Source organism: Peribacillus asahii (genome assembly GCF_004006295.1).
Classification (GTDB): domain Bacteria; phylum Bacillota; class Bacilli; order Bacillales; family DSM-1321; genus Peribacillus; species Peribacillus asahii_A.
Genome location: NZ_CP026095.1, coordinates 815188 through 832266, shown reverse-complemented (window position 1 = coordinate 832266; position 17079 = coordinate 815188). Strand labels below are relative to the sequence as shown.

General features: G+C 38.2%; 16 protein-coding genes and 1 riboswitch. Of the genes, 8 read left to right on the top strand and 8 right to left on the bottom strand.

Annotation, left to right across the window (positions count from 1 at the left end; translation table 11 throughout):
- Positions 1 to 525 precede the first annotated feature (525 nt).
- Together BAOM_RS04205 and BAOM_RS04200 are read right to left on the bottom strand one after the other, a co-directional pair.
- Positions 526 to 924, bottom strand: coding sequence for an IDEAL domain-containing protein (locus BAOM_RS04205; RefSeq protein ID WP_127759181.1), 399 nt, complete (start codon positions 922 to 924; stop codon positions 526 to 528).
- A 403-nt stretch (positions 925 to 1327) separates the two neighbouring features.
- A complete protein-coding gene (locus BAOM_RS04200; protein ID WP_127759180.1) occupies positions 1328 to 1561 on the bottom strand; it encodes a DUF1450 domain-containing protein in 234 nt (77 codons plus the stop codon).
- Positions 1562 to 1693: 132 nt separating this feature from the next.
- On the opposite strand from BAOM_RS04200, the gene hppD reads away from it, so the two are divergent.
- From hppD to BAOM_RS04185, 3 genes are all read left to right on the top strand, one after another.
- Positions 1694 to 2812, top strand: coding sequence for a 4-hydroxyphenylpyruvate dioxygenase (gene hppD, locus BAOM_RS04195; protein WP_127759179.1), 1119 nt, complete (start codon positions 1694 to 1696; stop codon positions 2810 to 2812).
- Positions 2813 to 3233: 421 nt separating this feature from the next.
- The gene (gene fahA, locus BAOM_RS04190) at positions 3234 to 4541 is read left to right on the top strand and encodes a fumarylacetoacetase (RefSeq protein WP_127759178.1); all 1308 of its coding nucleotides are present in this window, start codon (positions 3234 to 3236) and stop codon (positions 4539 to 4541) included.
- A 54-nt stretch (positions 4542 to 4595) separates the two neighbouring features.
- Positions 4596 to 5750 (top strand): homogentisate 1,2-dioxygenase, encoded by a 1155-nt coding sequence (locus BAOM_RS04185; RefSeq protein ID WP_127759177.1) that lies wholly within the window; start codon positions 4596 to 4598, stop codon positions 5748 to 5750.
- A 153-nt stretch (positions 5751 to 5903) separates the two neighbouring features.
- Here BAOM_RS04185 and BAOM_RS04180 read toward each other — a convergent pair whose 3' ends face one another.
- Positions 5904 to 6833, bottom strand: a complete 930-nt coding sequence (locus BAOM_RS04180; RefSeq protein ID WP_127759176.1) for a manganese-dependent inorganic pyrophosphatase — start codon at positions 6831 to 6833, stop codon at positions 5904 to 5906.
- Positions 6834 to 7090: 257 nt separating this feature from the next.
- A riboswitch (cobalamin riboswitch) is annotated at positions 7091 to 7271 on the top strand.
- Between the two features lie 172 nt (positions 7272 to 7443).
- Here BAOM_RS04180 and BAOM_RS04175 point away from each other — a divergent pair.
- The 3 genes from BAOM_RS04175 to BAOM_RS04165 all read left to right on the top strand — a co-directional run bounded on the left by BAOM_RS04175 (position 7444) and on the right by BAOM_RS04165 (position 11287).
- The gene (locus tag BAOM_RS04175) at positions 7444 to 9690 is read left to right on the top strand and encodes a ribonucleoside-diphosphate reductase subunit alpha (RefSeq protein ID WP_127762438.1); all 2247 of its coding nucleotides are present in this window, start codon (positions 7444 to 7446) and stop codon (positions 9688 to 9690) included.
- Positions 9691 to 9773: 83 nt separating this feature from the next.
- Positions 9774 to 10826, top strand: coding sequence for a ribonucleotide-diphosphate reductase subunit beta (locus tag BAOM_RS04170; RefSeq protein WP_127759175.1), 1053 nt, complete (start codon positions 9774 to 9776; stop codon positions 10824 to 10826).
- On the top strand, positions 10823 to 11287 hold the full coding sequence (locus BAOM_RS04165; RefSeq protein WP_127759174.1) for a flavodoxin domain-containing protein: 465 nt from the start codon (positions 10823 to 10825) through the stop codon (positions 11285 to 11287). Before BAOM_RS04170 ends, BAOM_RS04165 begins: the two co-directional genes overlap by 4 nt.
- Positions 11288 to 11325: 38 nt before the next feature.
- Here BAOM_RS04165 and BAOM_RS04160 read toward each other — a convergent pair whose 3' ends face one another.
- On the bottom strand, positions 11326 to 12831 hold the full coding sequence (locus tag BAOM_RS04160) for a LysM peptidoglycan-binding domain-containing protein (RefSeq protein ID WP_252283066.1): 1506 nt from the start codon (positions 12829 to 12831) through the stop codon (positions 11326 to 11328).
- Positions 12832 to 12991: 160 nt separating this feature from the next.
- On the opposite strand from BAOM_RS04160, the gene BAOM_RS04155 reads away from it, so the two are divergent.
- The gene (locus BAOM_RS04155) at positions 12992 to 13165 is read left to right on the top strand and encodes an SNARE domain-containing protein (RefSeq protein ID WP_127759173.1); all 174 of its coding nucleotides are present in this window, start codon (positions 12992 to 12994) and stop codon (positions 13163 to 13165) included.
- A 38-nt stretch (positions 13166 to 13203) separates the two neighbouring features.
- Here BAOM_RS04155 and BAOM_RS04150 read toward each other — a convergent pair whose 3' ends face one another.
- The gene (locus tag BAOM_RS04150) at positions 13204 to 13401 is read right to left on the bottom strand and encodes a cold-shock protein (protein ID WP_110928937.1); all 198 of its coding nucleotides are present in this window, start codon (positions 13399 to 13401) and stop codon (positions 13204 to 13206) included.
- Between the two features lie 206 nt (positions 13402 to 13607).
- Positions 13608 to 14087 carry a hypothetical protein gene (locus BAOM_RS04145; protein WP_127759172.1) on the bottom strand — a complete coding sequence of 160 codons (480 nt, stop codon included), beginning with the start codon at positions 14085 to 14087 and terminating at the stop codon, positions 13608 to 13610.
- A 188-nt stretch (positions 14088 to 14275) separates the two neighbouring features.
- Here BAOM_RS04145 and spx point away from each other — a divergent pair, with 188 nt between their 5' ends.
- A complete protein-coding gene (gene spx / locus BAOM_RS04140; RefSeq protein ID WP_119117017.1) occupies positions 14276 to 14671 on the top strand; it encodes a transcriptional regulator Spx in 396 nt (131 codons plus the stop codon).
- Positions 14672 to 14714: 43 nt separating this feature from the next.
- Here the strand turns inward: spx and BAOM_RS04135 are convergent, their stop codons facing one another.
- Together BAOM_RS04135 and BAOM_RS04130 are read right to left on the bottom strand one after the other, a co-directional pair.
- The gene (locus BAOM_RS04135) at positions 14715 to 16148 is read right to left on the bottom strand and encodes a HAMP domain-containing sensor histidine kinase (RefSeq protein WP_127759171.1); all 1434 of its coding nucleotides are present in this window, start codon (positions 16146 to 16148) and stop codon (positions 14715 to 14717) included.
- Complete coding sequence (locus BAOM_RS04130) at positions 16132 to 16827, bottom strand: response regulator transcription factor (protein WP_127759170.1); 696 nt, start codon at positions 16825 to 16827, stop codon at positions 16132 to 16134. The genes BAOM_RS04135 and BAOM_RS04130 overlap by 17 nt, the downstream gene beginning before the upstream one ends.
- Between the last annotated feature and the right edge of the window lie 252 nt (positions 16828 to 17079).

Genomic DNA, 17079 nt, shown 5'->3' with positions numbered 1-17079 from the left:
CCCTTTCTCTCCCTGCCTTTATTAGGCATATTTATTATCTTTTGCAAATATCACTATCATACCAAATATCCCCTAATCAAAATAGTATAAGTTTCCACCCCTTTCCGTATTACAATTTATTAAGCCAATATTAAAATGCCACTTCATCCAGGACAACAGATTACCCGGAATAAAATGGCATATACTTGTAAATTAGTTTGATTTTTCCGACACAATTGAATCGTGTACTAAATCAATATCCTCCATTCCCTTAAGAATAAACGAAATATTTCTCCAGAAACCGTTTGTTAATCTATTAGAATGAGAAAACATTGAATTCTATGTAGTGAATGCTAATAACTCAGAATTCCCAACTGCACCTTTTTTCAGATATCAGAAAGAGGAAGATTAATATCAATGACTTCGATAACATTTAACAAAGACTTACTTGTACGAGGTTAATAATTTTTTTATAGTCCACAACCTACTTGCGTATAGATTAAGAATTTTATTCATATTCTTGTCCTTTTGAATTGTCTTATTTACTTAAAAAGCCTGCCTATCAGCACATTGCATTTTACTCTTGATTTCCTTTATGCTGCACAGTTCATCCACGAAGGAAAGAAATGACTCTCGATCATGTGCATCAAGTGCTTCGTCTACCTTAAAACGCAAATAATTAATCCTTAGTTCTAAATCCGAAATGGAGCAGACGCTTCCCTTAGAATGCAGGTCCTCAATCTCTGCTGCATACATAAAAAATTGAAACTCATCGTTGATATCTATTAAAACGTGCCATCCTAGGCAATCAACGTACTTCCGCTCACCTGTAATTGTCAAAACATCACCTTGACGGAACTCAATTATATGTTGATGCTGTTGCCCTGGACAACAACAACTTACTTGATGCTGCAACAACTCTAGTACTATAAAACGCTCAATCATAGCCAGTCCTCCTTTATTTACCTTCAGTTTTTTCAAATTCCCCTTTAATCACAAAATCTCTTCTAATTGACTTGCAAGAGAAACTTACAAAAATTCATTAAGATTAATTATCAATTATATTTAACATTATATATGATAATGATTATCAATTTCAATTAATTTTCAACCTTTCTATATACTCCTGTTTCACTGAAAATAAGTATTTCTCTCCTAATTTAAGTGTATTAGAGGAAGAATATCATGCGTTTAAAAATGAAAAATTAAAAGACTGCCCACAATTCTCCTTTGCGGACAGCCGTTATTCTTCATATTATTTTATAAAAATATCTATTAACACCGGTACAATTTGTTTTTCACTAAAAATATCTTCCGGTGGATTTGCTGATATGGAATATTATCACTTTTATTCAATACACATATCAATGTAGTGTTCAATTTTTTCAAGCAGTTCATCAGCATTATTGGCCGCAATATTTTGGCCATTTACAAGGGCAAATGGTTCAACCAAACATTGCCCGCAAAAAAGCAAGCAGCGTTCTTCTATAACGTTCACATCGCTTCGCTCCATCAACTGTTCTTTAATACTTTCCATATCATCCTCAAAGTTACAAGGGCAAAATTTTACTTCTATCTCCATTTCCAGCACCCCTTTTTATATTGCTAGTATATTAACTCGATTTTCGAAAGGTACGTAGGCATATGTCGAAACTCGTTCTTGCATGAGCTCAATGAAACATCAATGCCCTAAAACATTAAAGGAGTGTTAAATATGGCTAAAAAAAGACCATCTACAAAAACAAAAAAAGAAGAAATTTTTCCGATTAAAAATGTACATTACATGGAGATTTATACAGGTAATGCAAAACAAGCAGCATATTACTACGCAAATGCATTCGGCTTTAAACTTGTGGCATACAAAGGGCTTGAGACTGGCTCGCGTGACCATGTTTCATATGTGCTGGAACAAGGCGCTATCCGATTGATTTTAACAGGAGCACTTTCAGATAGCACGAGTATTGCCGAGTTTATTAAAAAACATGGAGAAGGTGTCAAAGATATCGCCCTTCTTGTTAAGGATTTGGAGAAAACATACACAGGTGCCATTGAACGCGGAGGTATAGCAATCCAAGAGCCTTGGGTCGAAGAGGATGAAAATGGAAAATTAAAAAAAGCCATTATCGGCACATACGGTGACACGATTCACACACTCGTTGAACCTATTGATTATAAAGGCCCCTTTATGCCAGGATTTGTAGCATACGAACACCGTTTTGAAAACGCTTCCTCTGGTTTAATTGGCGTGGACCACGTTGTCGGCAACGTAGAAGTAATGGAAGAATGGACAAATTATTACGAAAAAGTTTTTGGATTTAACGTCCTAAAACATTTTGATGATGAGAATATTTCAACAGAATATTCTGCACTTATGTCGAAAGTAATGATAAATGGAACAGGACGTATCAAATTCCCCATCAACGAACCAGCAGAAGGAAAACGCAAATCGCAAATTCAAGAATATCTTGACTACTATAATGGACCAGGCGTTCAGCATCTTGCCCTATTAACGAATGACATTGTCGGCACAGTCGCTCTGCTAAAGGAAAATGGTGTAGAATTCCTGAGTACACCAGACACGTATTATAAAGATTTAGCAAACCGTGTTGGAGATATTGATGAAGATATAAAAAAACTTCAAGAGCTGAGTATTCTTGTCGATCGAGATGACGAAGGGTATTTACTTCAAATCTTCACAAAACCAGTTGTCGACCGTCCGACCCTGTTCATCGAAATCATTCAGCGTAAAGGCGCACTCGGCTTTGGTGAAGGAAATTTCAAAGCACTATTTGAATCCATTGAGCGCGAGCAAGAACGCCGTGGAAATATTTAATTTAAACGGTCATGCCTGCATATTAACGGGTATGACCTGTTTTAAAAGGCAGGATAAATTTGGTGTTAACAAAAATAAAGGCAAATTGGAAAGGAGAAGCGGTCCGTCATTTTATGACCGAACTCATTGATTATGCAGGGTTATTTCCATCGGCCTCCCTCCCGCTTTCAAAGGCTATTTCAAGCTATCAATCTTATATAAAGGGCTCTAATGGCTGGATGCTTCGTACATTTGTTATATCTGTAACACGCTTAAAAGAACTCGAACCCTTTGAGGCTTGTTTTAACGAAACTGGAAGAGTTGAGAATATAACTATCAATCCATACAACTCACAGTGTCTTTGCTGCTTCATGCGGAATCTGCAGTTTTGATGAGCCGCGTGAAGAACTGGGAGAGTTATTTTTTCATAGGAGGAAGTAGAATGAAATATTCTTTTATCGAGACCAAACAGGATTCACATTTTCCCATTCAAAACTTGCCATATGGAATTTTTCAGCCGATGGATAAAGAGCCGCGTGCCGGTACAGCCATTGGTGATTATGTTCTTGATTTATCTGTGATGGACGAAGCAGGATTATTAAATGGAACTGGAGCAGAGAACAAAAATATCTTTAATGATTCGTCGCTTAATAAATTTATGGCTCTTGGCCGTCCGGTCTGGACAGCTGTACGTACGAAACTTCAGCACCTTTTAGATGCAAACACACCAAATTTAAGAGATAACGAATCGCTGCGTGCAAAAGCATTTTATCGATTGACTGATGTCAAGATGCTTCTACCAGCCAAAATTGGGGACTACACGGACTTTTATGCATCAAAAGAGCATGCAACAAATGTCGGCACTATGTTTAGAGGTAAAGATCATGCGCTTATGCCAAATTGGACCTATATCCCAGTTGGTTATCACGGACGAGCCAGCTCTATTGTCCCAAGTGGCACAAAGATTCGGCGTCCATTTGGACAACGCAAGTCAAAAAGCACAGATCAGCCCGTATTTAGCCCATCTGTTCAGCTTGATTTTGAACTGGAAATTGGATGGTTCATTGGTCCGGGCAACGACCTTGGCAAACCGATACCAGTTGATCAGGTTGAAGATCATGTTTTCGGACTCGTGCTTGTCAATGACTGGAGCGCCCGTGATATTCAAGCGTGGGAATATCAGCCGCTTGGCCCTTTCCTAGCAAAAAATTTTGCAACATCCATTTCACCATGGGTTGTTCCGCTTGAAGCATTAGAACCATTTCGCGAAGCTGGACCAATCCAGGATCCGGCGCCATTTTCATACTTACAGCAAACAAAAAACGGAGCATTTAATATTGAACTTGATGTATATTTGAGACCAGAAAACCAGCAAGAAGAAACAAAAATCACTCAAACGAATTTCAATTATATGTATTGGTCCATTGCTCAACAAGTCGCCCATCATACGATTACAGGCTGCAATATGCGCCCCGGTGATATGCACGCATCTGGTACAATCAGCGGACCGGAACGAAGTGAACGCGGAAGTATGCTTGAACTTACTTGGCGCGGAGCAGAGTCCATTCAACTCAATAGTGGTGAAAAGCGCGTTTGGATTGAAGACGGCGATGAACTGATCATTCGCGGCTCTTGCCGGGGAGATGGCTACCAGATTGGGTTTGGCGAAGTGCGCGGTACCATCTTACCAGCCTTTTCAGAAACAGAGATTTTAGGGACAAAAAAGTACAGAGGTAAAAACAAAGCGTGAATCACTGGCACAAAATATCATAAAACATCCACATAAAAGAAAGAGGTGTATATCATGCCGCATTACGTAAAAATGGGCCATATTCCTCATAAACGCCACACACAGTTTCGAAAAGAAAATGGAGACCTTTATTATGAGCAGTTAATGGGGACAAAAGGATTTTCCGGCATCCAGTCGCTCATTTATCACATCCATCCGCCAACACAGGTTAAGAAAGCAGAAAAAATTTGCGATATCCGTTATGAATACGAGGAAAAAGATGCGCTTAGACATAGACATTTCCGTACATGGAATACGAAAGCAGGCGGTGATTTTCTTGAAGCACGCCGCATTTTCATGGCAAATGATGATGTAGCAATCGGTATTGCGCGGCCCAATCGGCAGATGAAGTATTTTTATCGAAATGGTGAAGGAGATGAACTGCTATTTGTACATGAAGGAATCGGCAAAATTGAAAGCATTTTCGGAGAATTAAGCTTCACCCCCGGTGATTATCTTGTCATCCCAATCGGCACGACCTATCGTGTTATGCTTGAATCAGAAGAAGCACGATTTTTAATTCTTGAATCTAATTCGGCAATTGTACCGCCCAAGCGCTATCGAAACGAATTTGGACAATTGCTTGAGCACTCTCCATTTTGCGAGCGCGACTTTCGCACCCCGGAAAGATTAGTGACGAAAGATGAGAAAGGAGAATTTGAAGTGCGCGTCCGTGCACAAGGAATGCTTACATCCTATACGTATGATTTCCACCCGCTTGATGCAATCGGATGGGATGGGTACTTGTTTCCATACGCGTTCAGTATCCATGATTTTGAGCCGATAACAGGCCGCGTTCATCAGCCGCCGCCAGTCCACCAAACGTTTGAAGCACACAATTATGTTGTTTGTTCCTTCGTACCTCGTATGTATGATTATCACCCAAAAGCCATTCCCGCTCCATATGTTCATAGCAATGTAGATAGCGATGAAATGCTTTATTACGTAGACGGCAACTTTATGAGCCGGCGCGGGGTTGAAAAAGGATCTATCACTCTGCATCCAAGCGGTTTGCCGCATGGGCCGCATCCTGGGAAAATTGAAGCTAGTATCGGCAAAAAAGAAACGCTCGAACTCGCGGTCATGGTCGACACATTCCAACCGCTCCATATTGTAAAAGAAGCACATCCAACAGAAGATAACAAATATATGAGCAGCTGGCTTCCTTAATCCATCTTCTACAACGGCAGCAACAATGGATGAACGATACGAGCAGTAAATGCGATGAAGTAAGTTCCTTCAACCATTAAGCTGTCCCAAAAATACGTTTACATGTAAAAAGGCTGCCCGAAAGCAACTTTCGAACAGCCTTTATTCTACAAATTATTTTGTAAAAGCATCCGTTAATACTGGAACGATTTGCTTTTTACGAGATACAACACCTTTAAGCGTTGCTGCGTTGTTTGTTAATGATACATTATAAGCTTTTTCAACTGCGCTTGCTTCTTTACCAAGTGCAAGACCTACAGAATCATTATTTAAAATATCTGTTACAACGAAGAAGAATAAATCTAATCCTTTTTCGTCAATCACTTTATTAATCACTGCTTCGATCTCAGCTTGACGAGCAAGTACATCATTTGTATCTACCGCATTTACTTGAGCGATTTCTACTTTTGCTTCTCCCATTGAGAATTCTTTTGCATCAAGAGAAATTAATTGCTCTACTGTTTTGTCGCTTAAATCTGCACCAGCCTTAAGCATTTCTAAACCGTATATTTGAGCATCTACACCAGCAATCTCTGCTAATTCTTTTGCAGCTGCTACATCTTGGTCTGTGCATGTTGGTGATTTAAACAATAATGTATCAGAAATAATAGCTGATAACATTAAACCAGCAATTTCTTTCGGAACTGATTTTCCATTTTCTTTATACAATTTATTTAAAATCGTTGCTGTACATCCAACAGGCTCAGCACGATAATATAACGGATCACTTGTTTCAAAGTTAGCAATACGGTGATGATCAATAACCTCTAACACTTGTACTTGATCGATATCATCTGCACTTTGTTGACGTTCGTTATGGTCAACTAAAATAACGCCAGCTGCTTCGCCAGCTACTTTTTCAACAAGGCGAGGCGCATCGAAATTAAATTGCGTTAATGCATATTGTGTTTCACCATTTACTTCACCTAAACGAACTGGTTCAGCTTCAACACCTAATTGTTTTTTTAAATCAGCATAAGCGATACTAGAACAAATTGTATCTGTATCTGGATTTTTATGTCCGAAAATAAGTACTTTTTCCACGTTATTTCTCCTTTTGTGTAAAATTTTATTGGTAATCTTCCTTTGAAAGGATACCATATGTCCCCTCTATTCTATCACAATTTTAGCCATTTTAAATTCCTAATATTCCTTTTTCCTACTTTTTATATAGGTTAAATAATATAATTCATCCTTTCTATGCTCAAAAATAAATAGTTGAAATTTAGCAAAAGATAGATTATGATAATACTTGCAATCAATACTAGATATTGACAAAAATAAACCAAAAACATCTATATATTGATATATAAAGTAAAGGTGCCAGAGATGGCTAAATAGGGAATCCGGTGAGAATCCGGAACTGTCCTCGCAACTGTAAATGTGACGAAATGAGAAAGCCACCGTATTAATCGGAATACGGGAAGGACTCAAAGTAGAGAGATCATAAGTCAGGAGACCTGCCTATACTTCATTCTAGTTTCTTATTCTTCGAGGATTGAGATGATGAAACGATTGCCTAAAAGCTATCTTTACTAGTCTTTTATTTCAGTCGTTTAATCCACTCATTCTTGAGTGGATTTTTTTATTTACCTAAAATATAAAAAGGAGGCTTCTTCCCTTGACTACTCTAACAAATTCAAAAGAACAAAGCATGTTGCAGCTGGCTTCCCTATCAAATGATTTCGAGCATACACTCCATATGGATAAATACAAACAACGCTTTCAAAAATGGTTGGACCGACAAACAGATGTAAGTGCTGCACAAACGTCTAAGAAGCTTATCCAAATGGCACTTGAGAACGTCGATATTGATGCTCCAGACTGGACATTCGTTGCTGCTGCAGAATTATTACACTCTATGTATCGAGAGGCGCAAATCAATCGCGGATATACAGACACTTCTTACGGCCCGTTCTACGATTTAATCAAACAGCTATCAAGCGTACAAGAAGGACAACGTTACCCTGTTTATAAAGCGGAATTACTAGAATCCTATACAAAAGCAGAAATTGATGAATTAGGCCGCTCTATTGACCCTGAGAAGGATAAGCTTTTCTCTTATATTGGCATCTATTTGCTAAATGACCGTTACTTAGCTCGCCCTGAGAAAAATGCTGTCTATGAGTTACCGCAAGAGCGCTTTATGATTATCGCGATGGAAATTATGCGTAATGAACCGAAAGACAAACGTCTAGATCTAATTAAAGAAGCCTACTGGGCGATGTCTAATCTTTACATGACCGTTGCCACTCCTACACTATCGAATGCAGGAAAAACGCACGGACAACTAAGTTCTTGTTTTATTGATGCTGTAGAAGATTCCATTGATGGCATTTATCTTTCAAACTACGATGCCGCAAAAGTATCCAAGTTTGGCGGCGGCGTTGGATTATACGTAGGAAAAATTCGTTCTCTTGGCTCAGATATTCGCGGCTTCTCTGGAAACAGCTCTGGCACTACTCCTTGGATTCGCCTATTCAATCAAACAGCGGTTAGCGTAGACCAGCTTGGACAACGAAAAGGTGCGATTGCTATTTACTTAGATGCCTGGCATAAAGACATTATGAGTTTCCTAGACTTAAAAACACAAAACGGGGATGACCGTTTGAAAGCTCATGATATTTTTACTGGGGTTTGTATTCCTGATTTATTTATGGAAGCGGTTCGAGACCGTAAAGAATGGTACTTATTCGATCCGCATAGTGTGAAGCAAAACCTCGGCTTCTCTCTTGAAGATTTTTACGATGAGGAAAAGGGCAACGGAAGCTTCCGTAAGCACTACGCACTCGCTGTTGAAGCAGCGGAACATGGTAAACTCCCAAGCTATGCTTACGAAAAAGTACAAGCGATTGATGTCATGAAAGGAATTATGATTTCACAATTAGAAGAAGGAACTCCTTATATGTTCTATCGCGATGAGGTGAATCGGAAAAATCCGAATCGTCATAAAGGAATGATTTATTGCTCGAATCTATGTACCGAAATCGCCCAAAACCTAAGTCCGACATCGATTACAGAAGAATATGAAACAGAAGATGGCGACATTGTTATCGTAAGAAAAAGTGGAGACTTCGTCGTTTGCAATCTTTCTTCTATTAATTTACCGCGTGCTGTTGAAGCGGAAGTTCTAGAACGCTTAATTCCTATCCAAGTACGCATGCTTGATAATGTGATCGATATTAATACCTTACCTGTTAAACAAGCCAAGATTTCTAACCAACGTTATCGTGCGATTGGCCTCGGAACATTCGGATGGCATCACCTGCTTACAGTCAAAAAAATCTATTGGGAATCGGAAGAAGCTATTCAGCTTGCTGATTCTCTATACGAAACAATCGCTTACTTAACGATTCAAGCATCATGCGAACTAGCAAGAGAAAAAGGCAGCTACCGTTATTTCGAAGGTTCAGACTGGCAGACTGGTCACTATTTCGAACTACGCGACTACCATGATGAGAAATGGAACGAACTGAAACAAAACATTCAACAAAACGGAATTCGTAATGGATATTTGATGGCTGTTGCACCGAACTCGTCCACTGCAAAGATCGGAAATTCTACAGACGGCATCGATCCATTATACGAAATCGAATTTTACGAGGAAAAGAAGAACTTTAAATTCAAAGTGACAGCGCCTGGTTTAACACCAAATACGTATGAATACTATAAAAAAACGCGCTTCCATTTAGATCAAAAAGAAAGCATTAAACAAAACGCCGCTCGTCAACGCCATGTAGACCAAGCCATCAGCTTTAATTTATATGTTCATAATACGATTAAAGCGAAAGACTTATTAGATATTCACTTGACCGCTTGGGGAAGCCAATTGAAATCCACCTACTATGTTCGTTCGACTTCTTCGGAATTTAACAATGCTTGTGAAAGCTGTTCATCTTAAAAGCGGAGCCGGTAGAGCTAGACACCAATATTAGCTGAAAAACTACCTACTTCTCTATCTATCAAGAAAAGGAGCTTAAACATATGACAACTCACATTAAAAAAATCCGAATGTTAGAACCAACGTATCCGACAAAGGCAACCGGCGTATTCAAAGGAGAAGCTTCAGGCTTTCTCCTTTGGAATGACATTCAATATGAGAAATTTTATGATACCTACATCCAGCTGATTAATAACTTTTGGAAGCCTTCAAGTGTCAATATGATTCAAGATAAGAAGCAATGGGGCGAGCTCGATGAAGATATTCAAGATGTATTTCTAGATATTTTAACGATGATTGCAGGAATGGATAGTTTACAAACGCCTACATTAGTGGAATTTTTACGCTATGTAAAAGACCCGGCCGTTAAAGCAATCTTAGCGAATATGGCGCAGCAAGAATCGATTCATAATGAGTCTTACTCGTATATTCTTGCTTCGTTAATCCCTTTAGATAAACAAAAACAGCTATTTGATCGAATTAAACAGCACCCACAAGTCATCAAGCGAAACCAGCCAATTGTCGATGCGTATCAAACCTTTGTAGATGACCCTACGCCTCAACATTTATTCGAGGCATTGATTCACTCCACAAACCTTGAGGGCATCTATTTCTATTTAGCGTTTGCCTTCTATTATAACTTAGGCCGCCAAAATCTGATGACAGGCTCAGCGACGATGATTTCTTATATTCACCGTGACGAGATGGTTCACTTTGACTTCATCGGGATGCTGATTCAAATTTTAATGTACGAATACCCTGAACTGAATACAGAAGAAAACAAACAGTTCATTTACGATACACTCCAACATGCTGTCGAACTTGAAAAGGAATGGTCTGAGTATATGTTAGAAGATATTCAAGCAAAAGCCGACCTCGACCTTGAAGAGTTCTATGAATACATCGAATACATTGCCAACAAGCGACTTCGCATGCTTGGACTAGATAATTTATATAAAGACTATCCGGATAACCCAATGCCTTGGATTAAGACATTTGATGATGAATCCATTAGTTTAACAAAGACGGATTTCTTTGAACAAAAATCAAGAACCTACAGCCAAGTGAATGCGAGCAACGGATTTGATGAACTATGAGAATCGCCATCGTCTATCATTCTGGAAGCGGAAATACGAAAGCACTTGCTGAAGTAATCGCTTCTTTTTTACCTGAAGCGAAGCTCTTTAAACTAGGCGAATTCGATTCTGCAACTCTATCTGCCTACGACGGCTTATTGATTGGCTCATACACATGGGGAGATGGTGATTTACCAGCCAAAATGATTCCCTTTTATAAAGAATTAGAAACAGCTGATATCTCTCACCTGACGACGGCTGTGTTCGGAACAGGTGAAACAAATTACCATCACTTTTGCGGCGCTGTCAATTTATTACGTGACATGCTATATACGCATAGCTCTTTAGCCGTTACCTTGAAAGTCGAGCAAATGTATCAAACTACTGATTTACCAAGAATCGAAAAATTCACGACTATTTTCAAGCAAGCTTTACAAAGTAAAATGAAAAATACATGTATTACAAAAGAGCTTATCAGTTAAGTCTGATAAGCTCCTTTTCTGTAAACTGTTCATTACGATTAAATTAAATGATATACATCCCAAATGTCAGAGGTTTCTGCTCCCATATACCAAGCAGCTACACCGCCTAAGTAATGTTGTTTTATCAGGTTCAGTCGAAGCTTCATCGATTTTTTATCTTCTATCCATATTTGATGTCTCTTCCCATTAGAAGTATATTCCACGTAATTTTGTGAGGTCTTTTTATCCCATACCTTTTGAAGTCCTTTAGATAAAATAATTTGCTCAACCTCAGCCATAGTACGATCATAGCTCTTCACTTTGCTTGTCGATAAATCCGTTACCCATTCCCTCGTGTAAAATGGCACAGCCAATATAATCTTATGAGAAGGTACCTCTTGCATTAAAAGCTCTATTCCCTCCTTGACCCAAGGCAAAGAGGCAACAGAACCAGCTGTTGGACTTCCTCCCCAGTGCTCATCATACCCCATCATGATTATATAATCTGCTAGCTTGCCAAGTTCTTTCCTATCTAAACTCCCTGACCAAAAAGGGTCATTATTTGCCCGAGTGACATCCACAGATAGTTTCATTCCATGCGGTTTAAGCGCCTTTTTAAGTTCTTCTATGAAAAGCACATAATCCCGCTCATTTTTTGGATCAATATTTTCAAAATCCACATTTATTCCATCACTATTAGTTTGTACGAGTGAATCTCGCAAAGCTGAAACTAATTTTTGACGATTTGCTGCACTACCTAGTATAAAATCAGTTAAAACAGGGTCAAATTTATTACCAATTAGCGGCCAGACTTGTTTCCCTTGGCGATGAGCGTCTTGAACATACTCTGTATCCACAGAAAGGGAAACAAAGTCCCCTGAATTAGTTAATGTATAAAAACGAGGAGATACTACATTTAAATTAGGTTGTTTCATGTAGTTCCCTTTCGTTCCATTATGCTTCCACCCCATAACGATATGGGGTTGCTTTTTTTGTTTAAGAAGGGATTTCTTAACCCAGCCCTTTGTACCATCAAGCAATTGAATTTGGCAGTAATAATCAGGAATCTTCAATTTTTGACCAACATCAAGATTAACGGTGCGCAAGTTATTTAATTTCTTTAAATCACTTATCGTTATCCCATATTTAGTAGCCACTTTCCACAATGCATCTCCTGATTTAACAGTATGTATCTGATATTTTTGTGGAATCTTCAGTTTTTGACTAATAGTAATCTTCTCCGATGTTAATTTGTTTTCTTTCTTTAACGCACTTTCTGAAACTCCATATTTATTCGCTATTCCCGATAATGTATTTCCCCGTACTACCTTATGTATAATAAGGCTCGCAGAGTCTCCTACGGCAGAAGAAATAACAGGAAAATTCTCACCTTTTTTTAAGACTGTTACTCTAGTAGAACCTAATTTAGGCGCACTAAAAACGCTTGCCTTGTCTACTTTCACAGAACCTATGGAAAGAGTATTGCTTGATGCTTGTCCATCGCTTGGAAATAGACTTATACAAAGAAGGCTTAATATAATAAGACAGCCAAATAATTTTTTCACTATTTGCTATTCCTCTCTAATTTTAAACATTATAACTTTTATAGTTTACTATGAGGAATAGCTATAAAAACAGCGGTACTTTTTAGGGAGTTTCCATAAAATACTCTCTATTATTCCATTTATTGATATAATATATGGATGAAAGGCAGGGGATTGTAAGATGCACTTTAATGTTGGAGATATTATTTTTCAAGTAGTCTTCCTTATTTCTCTCATAGTACCAATTGTTCTTATTATCCTATTTATTACATATCTTACAAAGCAACGACAGCAAACAAATAGAATCGAAGAAAAGCTGGATCAGCTACTAAAGGACAAGAATAGCACAAAATAAAAAGACTCCGATAAACGGAGTCTTTTCTTAGCGTTCAATTATTTTTGAACGTTAGCAGCTTGTGGTCCACGAGCACCTTGCTCGATTTCGAAAGTCACGTCTTGACCTTCTTCAAGAGTTTTGAAACCTTCACCTTGGATAGCTGAGAAGTGTACGAATACGTCGTCTTGACCTTCAACTTCGATGAAACCGAAACCTTTTTCTGCGTTAAACCATTTTACTTTACCTTGTACCATTGTAGTGCCTCCCATTTGGAAAAAATCCATTTTATTACTATTCTTGATTCTGGATAATGTCTGAAGAGGAAACCTATAACGGTACTTCCTTCTATCAATCTTATTCCGAACAAAAATAATTATCTATAGTATATCATGCAGATGCTAAAAAAAACAAGGTTATCCCTTAATAATTCAACGACAAATTCCGCCAAAATCCCACGAATTTAGCTCTTTTTTTTACGAAATCCCTCTTCCAATAAGTAACGTTCTGCTTCAATCGGTGATTCAAAACATTCCTCAAGATTCACTCCTGCATATACATTCCAGAGTAAATCTTCTTGAGCAAGCGTTAACTCTTGCTTTTCCGGCCCTATCCAAACTCCTTCAAAATCAGCAAATTCGTCCACCATTTCTTCCGCTTCGTCAAAGTGAGATAAATAAGCGATGCTGTCTTCTACTACTGTTCGAAGCTCTTCCTCTGAATATTCACGGATATTAACCATCCCTTTTTTATCCGTCATGTTAGGAGATAAATGACCTGCATAAACAAATCCATTACCGTTTGGATGTAAATGCTGCACTACAACTTTTCTATCATACACACTTTCTTCAAAGTGAAAATTAACACGTCCTAATGACACATCTTTTCTTTGTAGCTGTGGAAAAGATTCAATAATAGCTAATTTTTCTGCAAACGTTAACAAACACTCATCCTCATTTCCTGTAAATCATGTTGTACATTGTACCACAATCGCCTTTAGCATATTCAAAAAAAAAAAGAATTTTATTCTTGACATACTGCTGACACATAACAAGGTTAAAGTAAATGTATCATCATCCAATACAATAACTCACTTAAATAGAAAAGAAAATATAAAGGAGTCGATGTGAAATGGTTACAATTTATACTACTCCAAGCAGTTTAGCTTGTCGTAAAGCGAAAGCCTGGCTTCAAAAAAACGACATTATTTATACAGAACGCAACTTATTCTCACAACCTCTTTCTGTCAAAGAAATTAAAGCGATTTTACAAAAAACAGAAGGTGGAACAGATGAAATCATCTCGACACGTTCTAAAAAATTTAAGAGCTTAAAAATGGATATCAACAGTATCCCTTTAAATGAGCTGTGTGAATTAATTCAACAAAATCCTGACCTTCTTCGCCGCCCTATTATTTTTGATGAAAAAAACCTACATGCAGGGTACAACGAAGAAGAAATGGGCCGCTTTCTTCCTAGAAAAGCCCGCCACCTTCAATTATGGCAAGCAATCAGTCAATTAGTATAAGAACAAAAAGCCTTTTCCTTAGTTTTGGAAAAGGCTTTTTGTATTATGCCTGGCTGTCTTTTTCAATATATAAAGTGAAAGTCGTTCCCCGCTCACTGCTTTCTTTTAAAACGAGGTCACCATTTTGTGCTTTAGCCAGCATTTTGCTAAATGGAAGCCCTAGTCCTAAACCGCGAATTTTCAATTTTTTATTTTCCCCACGATAAAATGGTTCAAAGATAAAGTCCTGTTCATGTTTGGGTATCCCTCTTCCATCATCTTGAATATCAATACCGATTAAAGCTTCGTCCGCTTCATATACAAGCAGGCTAATACTTCCTTTACCCTCTATTGCTTGTTTAGCATTATTCAACAAATTAATCATTATTTGCTGCATTCTTAATGAATCAATTCGCCCGAATAAGACTTCATCTGGAAGATGAACAACCAATTCAGTCTGTTGTTCTTCTTGCGTAACCTTCCAACGATGGGAAATCTCCTGAATAAATTGATTCATATTTTCTTTTTCTACTTGCATTTTAAAAGAGCCTGAAGACATTGCATTATAATCCAGCAAATCTTCAATCATTCGTTGCAATCGCTGTGTTTCTTTTAAAGATATATCTAAAAATTCCTTTCTTTCCTCCCCTGTTACCACATCATCTTTTACAGCTTGAATAAGTCCACTTATAGAGGTTACGGGGGTTTTTAGATCATGGGTCACTCCAGCAAGCATTTCAGCTCGCATTTTATCACTTTGTTTCAAGCGACTTGTCATCGCCTTAAACGACTCCACCAATTCATAAATCTCTTCTTCACGGGGTTCTTCTTCTTTTAAATTAGTATCATAATTTCCTTTGCGTACTTGAACAGCAGCATTGGCAACATTTTGAATAGGGCGTGATATTTTTCGTGAAAGAACATAAATGACACTACACCCTAATACAAGTACTGCCCCCATCATCATCGCCAACCAGCCATGATCTTGATTTACTTCCTTCAACGCCCCTTCTTCTTGAGCGATTACGACCCATCCTCTTGTCTCATAGTCAAAATTAATTGGAGACTTAATGACATATAATTGACTATCATCCTTTATTTCAACTCTTTGGATACTATCCTTACTATCCATAATGATAGACGGAAGCTGCCTGTCCTCAGGCTTAATGTATAATTGCGGCATCGTATAAATAATAGTACCGTCCACATCCACAATATAAATAATAGGCTGTTGATCTAAATGAAGGATTTTTTCTCGTTCTTCAATAATTTCAGCCAACATTGGTCCAACAACAATTTGTCCGTTATCCTTAATCGCACGATCGGATGTTTCATCTGCTAAATACTTAAGCAGACTTAAACGATATTCCAGTGCTGTTTTTTCCATCCACCATAAAGAAAAAAATGATAAAATAAGCACGCCTGTCATCAAAGTAATAATATATCTAGTAGTCCAATACCGTAATAATGTCGTCCTTTTTTTAACTTTGATAGACACTTAACTGATACCCCAATCCACGCAACGTTTTAATTTCCCCTTCTGACTCAGGCCATTCTTCCAGCGCCTTCCTTAAACGTTTAATCGCCAAGTCAACCGCTCGATCACTTCCGCCGTAATCCATTCCCCAAACATGTTCAATCAACTGCTCCCTTGTAAAAATTTGATTAGGATGCTTCGCAAAGAAAAGGAACAACGACAAATCGCGTGGAGTTAAATTAACTTCTTGATTGTCTAGCTCTACAGTATAGGCCTGAAAGTCTACACGTAATCTTCCAAACTTACGAATATGCTCTTCACTTTCATCCGTAACAAAACGGGGCGACCGACGCAATACCGCTTGTACCCTTGCAACAACTTCATCCGCTACAAACGGTTTAGCAATATAATCATCCGCCCCCGATTGAAAGCCAGATAATCGATAATCTACATCCGTTAAGGCTGTTAACATAATTACTGGACATGCACTTTCCTCACGAATTTCATTAAGGATGTCCCACCCTTCTTTTCCCGGCAGCATGACATCTAATAACACAAGATCCGGCTGAACATCCGTAAATACAGACATTGCTTTAAGCCCATCATATACTTGAATTACTTCAAACCCCGCACGCTGTAAATATGCTTTTAACACCATAGAAATGGCGATTTCATCTTCCACCACTAATATCTTTTTCATACTAATCGGATGCCCCCTCTCCCTAGATTATAATCAATTGATAAAACAAGCGCCATTGAAGGTAACAGCTCCTGACAGACATAGCTTTAGCATACTTTAGAAATGTGTCAAGAACATGTTAACTGTCCCCCTTTAAAATAGGCTTTGTTAACTAATATTATTGATTATACAATTGAGGGCGTTTCATGGGACAGAACGAAAATGAGTCATACATCAACAGAGCCTTAAAGTAAAAAAGAGCTTAGCCAGCTC

Excerpts from the sequence above, each read along its gene's own strand:
- BAOM_RS04205 (WP_127759181.1), bottom strand. The coding sequence starts at position 924 with ATGATTGAGCGTTTTATAGTACTAGAGTTGTTGCAGCATCAAGTAAGT.
- BAOM_RS04170 (WP_127759175.1), top strand. The coding sequence starts at position 9,774 with ATGACAACTCACATTAAAAAAATCCGAATGTTAGAACCAACGTATCCG.
- BAOM_RS04130 (WP_127759170.1), bottom strand. The coding sequence starts at position 16,827 with ATGAAAAAGATATTAGTGGTGGAAGATGAAATCGCCATTTCTATGGTG.
- BAOM_RS04150 (WP_110928937.1), bottom strand. The coding sequence starts at position 13,401 with ATGGTACAAGGTAAAGTAAAATGGTTTAACGCAGAAAAAGGTTTCGGT.
- BAOM_RS04175 (WP_127762438.1), top strand. The coding sequence starts at position 7,444 with ATGTTGCAGCTGGCTTCCCTATCAAATGATTTCGAGCATACACTCCAT.
- BAOM_RS04155 (WP_127759173.1), top strand. The coding sequence starts at position 12,992 with ATGCACTTTAATGTTGGAGATATTATTTTTCAAGTAGTCTTCCTTATT.
- BAOM_RS04185 (WP_127759177.1), top strand. The coding sequence starts at position 4,596 with ATGCCGCATTACGTAAAAATGGGCCATATTCCTCATAAACGCCACACA.
- BAOM_RS04165 (WP_127759174.1), top strand. The coding sequence starts at position 10,823 with ATGAGAATCGCCATCGTCTATCATTCTGGAAGCGGAAATACGAAAGCA.
- hppD (WP_127759179.1), top strand. The coding sequence starts at position 1,694 with ATGGCTAAAAAAAGACCATCTACAAAAACAAAAAAAGAAGAAATTTTT.
- spx (WP_119117017.1), top strand. The coding sequence starts at position 14,276 with ATGGTTACAATTTATACTACTCCAAGCAGTTTAGCTTGTCGTAAAGCG.
- BAOM_RS04200 (WP_127759180.1), bottom strand. The coding sequence starts at position 1,561 with ATGGAGATAGAAGTAAAATTTTGCCCTTGTAACTTTGAGGATGATATG.
- fahA (WP_127759178.1), top strand. The coding sequence starts at position 3,234 with ATGAAATATTCTTTTATCGAGACCAAACAGGATTCACATTTTCCCATT.